Origin of the sequence: Nonomuraea mangrovi (assembly GCF_042681425.1) — a bacterium.
In the GTDB taxonomy this organism is placed as follows: domain Bacteria; phylum Actinomycetota; class Actinomycetes; order Streptosporangiales; family Streptosporangiaceae; genus Nonomuraea; species Nonomuraea mangrovi.
This window is the reverse complement of record NZ_JBHUFV010000080.1, coordinates 200,761-207,071: the sequence shown is the minus strand read 5'-3', so window position 1 is coordinate 207,071 and position 6,311 is coordinate 200,761. Positions and strand designations below refer to the sequence as shown.

The window sequence follows — 6,311 nt, the reverse complement described above, 5'->3', positions numbered from 1 at the left end:
GCTCCGGCGTCGTATCCCTGCGCCGCCGGACGGAGCCAGGCATTCTTGTTACGTCATGACTCCGGATCGGGACAGCGAACCCGCCTCGTACCGCAACTGGTAGGTGCGCACACCCCCGCCGTTCACGCGATAAAGCGTGATCGCGGATAGGAACTTCTCCTTGACCTGCACCGTACGACGGCGCTCCTGCTCCCCGATGCTGCTGATCCACTCCTCGATGTGCTCCGGGAGCTTGAAGGTCAATTCGTAGGTGCCCACGGCATCGACAGGTGACAGCGTCCACTCCGCCGTAGCTCCCATGCCACGCCGCTTGATCCGCACCGTGTGATCCGGCCTGTCCTCCGCGTACTCCAGAAACCGCCGGTGATCATCCGAGGCGAGCGGCAGAATGAACGGCGCGGAAGGAAAACCCAGCAGCAACTCAGCTTCGCTACGCCGCCGCAGCACGGTTGCGAATTCAGTAACCGCTGCACTGGCCGCCTGCTTGAACTTTCCGTCCGCCACGACAGTGGGAGGCAACAGATCCAGCGGAGACGTCTCCAGCGCCCGCCGCAGCTCCGCACGCATCCAGGTCACCGGAAACCGAGCCGGCTTCGTCAGGTGCTTTTGCGCCACGGACAAGGTCGACGCCGTGGCTCCAATATGACCAAGCAGCCAGGCGAAGGAGGCGCCGGAGAGGTCCACCAGGGAGATCTGGTGAGCGAGCGCGTACTTCTGGGCGTCCGCAGTGAAGCCACTCGCGGAGAACAGAGCATACGAGTACTTATACCTCTGGCGCGGCCCCATCCCCTGGTCCGTCATGAAGTTCTCGTTCACGTCGTGCACCACACCGTGAGCATTCCGTACGATCTCCAGGCCGCACCGGTCCTGATAGTACTTCGCCTCGAGGAACAGCCGCACCGGCATGGAGAACGCCGGCGTGAACGTGAATTCCCCGAGCGCGTCTACTTGATGGAGCGCACCCCGTCCGCGTACCCGAAGTGTCTCCCCCTCCGTGACCAACTCCACGGGGTCCTGGCTCTCGTGAACGAGCAGCCGGTAACCGCTTGAGCGCAGCAGCCAGGCCAGCGACTCTTCAAGCAGGTAGCCCCGCAAAGCAGAATCTTTGATCGCCATTATCCTCCTCCCCGTGAGCGGCTCACGCGCAGTTCGACGAGCAGCGGATCACGTACGAGCTGGTCCTGCACGCCGTGAACCGAGTCACGTGCGCGGACTGTGAGCACGTCGTCATCCCCTGCCGAGGCAAGCGCCATCGCGTTATTCGCGCTCGGCATGCTGTTCAGACAGAGTCGGGACACCTGCTCTGGGCGAATAGTGGTCGTACAGTCCGTTGAGTTGGCCCACCCAGAACTCCTCCTTCTGCCGAGCCGACGGCTTGCGTGGAAGAAGCCCGAGATCGGCGGCAAGGCTGTAGAAGCCGCTGCCCGCATCGTTCCCGTCCAGGTAGATCACCAGCGCCGAGATCATCAGCCCACTCGCTGGACGATTCTGCTCCACGATTCGGCCGAGCAGGTACCCCATAGCGGCTCGTTCGTCTTGTCGGCCGAAGTCGAACCCAGAAATCTGGGTTCGACGCTCGAGTGCGGTGTTCAACTCCGTGTACGACGTTGTCTTTCGCAGCCGTGCGCGTTCGATCAGAAACTTCAGCCCGGCTTCTGTGAGCTGCTCCCAGGTCTCGTCGTCACGACCGTACAAAGACATCTCATCGCCTCCGCATAGAGAGTAGCGGGATCCCCTCGAGCGCCGCAGGAAGAGCTCAGCACCGATCGGGTTATGTGTGGAATGTCGAGACGAGGGGACCGACACTTGAATACGAGTGCGGCGACCTGTTGGTGGTTGCCACGATCTTGTACTCTTTTCGCACTGTCGGTCCTCCTCTCGGCTGGTGTTGATGACGGACAAGCGTAAGGTCCAGACCGCGGTTCTCGGCTCGCTCGATTCGCACGAGCCGATCCTGATGCCCTTCGAACGGGCTGACGCAATCCTCCTCCGTTCGAAATACAGCGCACGCCGATTCTTCAGCGGCGAGTGGCTTGGCGGTTGCGGAAGAGAGCTCTATACCCGGATCGGGTCCACGCGGGTGCCCCACTTCGCGCATCACCCCGAAGGTTCCGATGAGCCCGTCACCTGTAGGCGCTCAAGCAATGACGAAGCGAGTGCGGATCACCTTTACATCCGGCGGGCGCTTGTGGGATGGCTAAGGCGGCACGGTCATCAAGTCAGGGCGGTGGTGCTGGAGGGAACGGTGCCCCGCCAGGGCGGAACCTGTACCGGCATGACGATCGAGACCACTGCTGGTCTGCTGATCGCTGTCGCCCTCCGCGACGATCTTCGGAGGGACCCCCAGCGTTACTGGCCGAAACGCGACGAAGAGCTTCGCCGACGACGCAAGAGGGTCGAGTGGCTGTTCGGCCCGCACGTCACCCTTGCCAGGCAGATGATCAAACGAACAGGTTACGCATTCACCGTGACCTGCCGGAACGAGGGCCTTCATCGCACCGTCCAGGTCGGGCTCAAGGAAGGCGGCAAGATCCCGAACTGGGTCGATCTCGCTGACTGCAAGATCGATGAAAAGGGGCGCTTGTGGACCCCACCGCTAGCCGAGATGCTCTGCCGCAGCACTCTCCAGGGCGACAAGGCAATCGTGGAGTCGCCGTCTCCGGCCACAGAGGAACAGCAGCGAGCGGAAGCGCCGATCACAGGCCTTCCGCTGAGCGTGAACCTTCTGACGATCCTGCCTCGGATAGCGAATGGCCAGACCATCGAGGCCGACATCACCTGCCCTGTCGCCGCCCTCCCGACCGAGGTGGTTCAGGTAAGGCTTCCCGAAGCGCTGTGCGGCTTGAGTGTCGGACGCCCTTACCAGATAGTGGGTCCAGCGCTCGGCGTCGCCGAAAGCCGCCCGGACGGAGGCAACCTCACTTGGACGATCCACGCTCAGGCTTTATCGCCCCTGTTCCGCGACGAACCCCAGGTAGAAGCTGACAAGGAGCAGGCCCCCAAGCTTTCGGATTGGAACAAGGCGATGGCCATGCTCGCGGAACTGAAACAGGTGCGGCTCTCCTCCGACGATGCAACATCGGCCAAACTACGAGCGGAGCTAGAGGAGCTAATCCCCCAACTCACTCGACGGCAGCAGATACAGGCCCGGAAACAGTTCGACGTGGGTACGCAAGTTCGCGGGCCGCAGGTGGCTCCGAAGCCAGCGAAGAAGAGGCGGACCAGTGTCAGTCAAACTCGCGCAGCGAAGAGGGCGAACGCTGCAGAGGAAGTCCACAGGAATCAGGCATCCATACTCTTTGAGATGATCAAACGCGCTGATTCTCAGGGTAATCATCGAGAGGCCAAGGCACTGTACGAGGCTCTGAGACGCTTCCTGGACGGCCTGCCAGCCGATGAATATCGAGAACAGCGCGACCAGCTTGCGCGCTACAGGAGGCAGCTGTCCGGCACCTCGGCCAAGAGGCGTGCCAACGGCCTTTAGTATTCACCCGTCGTCGATCCAGTCGCAGGCCGCCCAGCGTGCCGGTGCAAGGCGGAGTGCCGCCGCCTCCGTCGGCGACCATGAGCAGGCCGGTGGGGTCGGATATGGCGCCTGCAGAAAACTACTCCGCCCAGGGGCATCGGTCTGCGAGCGCAGGAAGTCAGCCCACGTGGTGGACGCCCGCTCAGGTGCCGGATCAAGCCCTTCCTGTTGGAGGATCTCCCAGACCGTCGACGCAGCGGCCTTGATGCCGAGCGTGGTGAGCTCACCGTGCACCCGCCGATATCCCCGCGGGGGATTTCACGAACCAGGCGCACGATGAGGACACGGATAGAGCGGCCTGTGGGCGGGCGACCTCGCCCATTCGGCCGACAGCTACGGGCATGACGCCGTTTCATCAGATCGCGATGCCAGCGCAGGACGGTATCCGGCCGGATGAGAAGCCGGAGCTGGCGCAGAATTTCGCGGGGCAGCGATGTAAGGAGCGCGGCGAGAGATGCCCGGTCCTCCGGGGCGAATCTCACCCTGGTCGTGCCGAGCTGCCGTTCAAGCTCCTCCGACCACACCGAGCCGGCCTACCGCTGGCTCCCCACCAGACCGGGTGCTTTGATGCTCGGCTCCGCCAAGACATTCGCCATCATGGGCGGTCCAGGGTCGGGTAAGACCACCCTCGCGGTGTCGATCGTGCTGGAGCGCCTGTCGGCCCGCGCAGCGGACGAGCCGGTGCCGGTCCTGATTCCCGCCGTCACCTGGGATCCTTTCGTCGAGGGCCTGAAGACCTGGATCGAACGTCAGCTCCGCGAGAGGGGCGGTCGATCCCCCATCCCGACGCGCACGCCACCGCGTGGCTTGGCTTCGTGGCTCGCCACCTCGATCGTCTCGGCACCAGCGACTTCGCCTGGTGGCGGCTCGACCTGGCGCTGCGGCCCGCGGTGCGCCTAGCCATGGTAGGCGTGCTGTGGCTCGCCCATCTGGCAGTGGCCTTCCTGGTGACAGGCGCACCTGTGGCGGATCTGCTGTTGCCCGCCTCGGCCACTGCCATCGTGCTGGCCCGGGGAGCGCTGATCGCGCCACGCTCGCCAGCGCCCAAGCGGTTGTACTCGGCGTGGAGTTTCGCCGGGAGTATGCGGAGCCAGGCGTGGCGCGCGCTGCTAACCGTCGTGGTGTCCGCCGGGTTCTTGGGGCTGGCCGGGGCAGTATCCGACGTGGAGCGCATCCAGGCGTGGGTACTCGTGGGGGTGAGCGTGCTCTGGGCGACGATATGGGGTCGCTACTTGCCAGCCGCATACCGCCTCGGTGGCGTACGAGTTGCTCCTCGACTTGGTGTTCCAGGCGTGGTGTCGGAGCATAGCCACACCGAGAGCGGCAACAACCGCCTTTCGGCAGCCCGTGAGCTCTCCCGCCGTGGCCGTTCGTATTTGCTCATCTGAGGTGACCCGTGGACGGCTACCCGTTCCCATGCACTGAAACACCACTTGATCGGCGGCGATTGGAACGCCTCTAGCTCCAGGAGCTGTTCGGAGCGCGATCCCCGTGTCCCCCCGCTACACGGTCCGGGTGCCCGAAGCCGCCTGCGCCTGCCTGTGCATCACGCCGCCAGCCGCACCACCGGTGCTGCTCGACCCGCCAAGGTTATCAGAGATCAAGCCGCGAAACCTTTACTCCATTTCCACCAAACACTAACCAAACTTCACGCCATTCTTGCCTACTAGAAACAGCGGCTCGATGGCTTCATTAAAGGATGGCGGACTTCCTAGAGCTCATGGGACAGCTCTTTTCGATCTTCGCTAGATGGCTTGATACGGTCAGTCCAATACCTTGGCCGCTTATCTTGGCTTTTCTATTCTTACCATTCATGGTGATACTTCGGGTCGCGCTATGGATACTCAGAGGCAGGGTTTGGCCTGTAACATGTAAGTACTATCACACGCAGCAGGCACGCTTGGACAAGCCTTGCAGGACTCCAGTTCCCGGCGAGTGGAAGTACTGCAGGCACCACAAGAAGCCTGGCCGCAGAATGTCAGACGGACATGTAATTCTGGACATTCCACGGTGGCAACAAAAAGCAAGAAATGGTCAGTATGTAGACCGCGCGGACATCAGAGGAGTCGGTTTCATCTCCCTTATGTCCAGCCGCGAAACCTTCCTCTTCTATAAGGGGATCGCCAAGCGCCCAAGGCTGCTATGGAGAAGACGACGCGAGCTACTGGCCAGCTGGCGCGCCGGAGCACGCCGGTTCCGCACGTTACGCCCGAGAGACCTCATCCCCAGGCGCTCATCAGCGGAGGAGGCTCCAATCGGGGTCGCAGACCGTATGCCGAGGGTTGTCCGCGCCACCCGACTCACACTCGTCGCCTTCGCCAGCGGGCTCGTCTTGGTCGGCGCCTCCGTAATTTCTGCAGGCGGCTGGCGAGTCGGGTATCAATATGCCGCAGCGACGGCCTTCGTACTGGCCTGGCAAGCAATCCGATTCGGCGTGTGGAAGGATCCAGCGGAAGAGAAGCACTGGGTACGTGCCACTCTCATCGGCACCACAAAAGCGATGGGACTGTTATTGAGCGTGGCACTTGCAGGTGCCTTGATCACACAGCTAGACGATGCTGCCGAAAAGGGGTCCCAGACTGCTCAGGCCTCGCAGGACGCCACCCTCATCGTGTTTGTTACAGCAACCTGCCACCCATGCGATTACATCTCAAGGAGGCCAACCACGTCGTCTACTTCCCGGGCACTTAGCTAACCGCCGAGATCGGCGGAGACGCCAGTTCTCTTGAGGCGCTTGATCGGCTCAGCACGCCAGGCCGACCGAACTTGGCGAACACTTTGACGG

Annotated in this window: 4 protein-coding genes; 2 read left to right on the top strand and 2 right to left on the bottom strand. The window is 62.7% G+C overall.

What is annotated here, in order from left to right:
* Nucleotides 1-48: 48 nt before the first annotated feature.
* Nucleotides 49-1,116, bottom strand: a complete 1,068-nt coding sequence (locus ACFSKW_RS48375) for a hypothetical protein (RefSeq protein WP_379581455.1) — start codon at nt 1,114-1,116, stop codon at nt 49-51.
* Between the two features lie 141 nt (nt 1,117-1,257).
* Nucleotides 1,258-1,701 (bottom strand): hypothetical protein, encoded by a 444-nt coding sequence (locus ACFSKW_RS48370; protein ID WP_379581453.1) that lies wholly within the window; start codon nt 1,699-1,701, stop codon nt 1,258-1,260.
* Nucleotides 1,702-1,891: 190 nt separating this feature from the next.
* On the opposite strand from ACFSKW_RS48370, the gene ACFSKW_RS48365 reads away from it, so the two are divergent.
* Together ACFSKW_RS48365 and ACFSKW_RS48360 are read left to right on the top strand one after the other, a co-directional pair.
* On the top strand, nt 1,892-3,484 hold the full coding sequence (locus ACFSKW_RS48365) for a competence protein CoiA family protein (RefSeq protein ID WP_379581451.1): 1,593 nt from the start codon (nt 1,892-1,894) through the stop codon (nt 3,482-3,484).
* Nucleotides 3,485-4,093: 609 nt separating this feature from the next.
* Nucleotides 4,094-4,426 (top strand): hypothetical protein, encoded by a 333-nt coding sequence (locus tag ACFSKW_RS48360; RefSeq protein ID WP_379581449.1) that lies wholly within the window; start codon nt 4,094-4,096, stop codon nt 4,424-4,426.
* Nucleotides 4,427-6,311 lie beyond the last annotated feature (1,885 nt).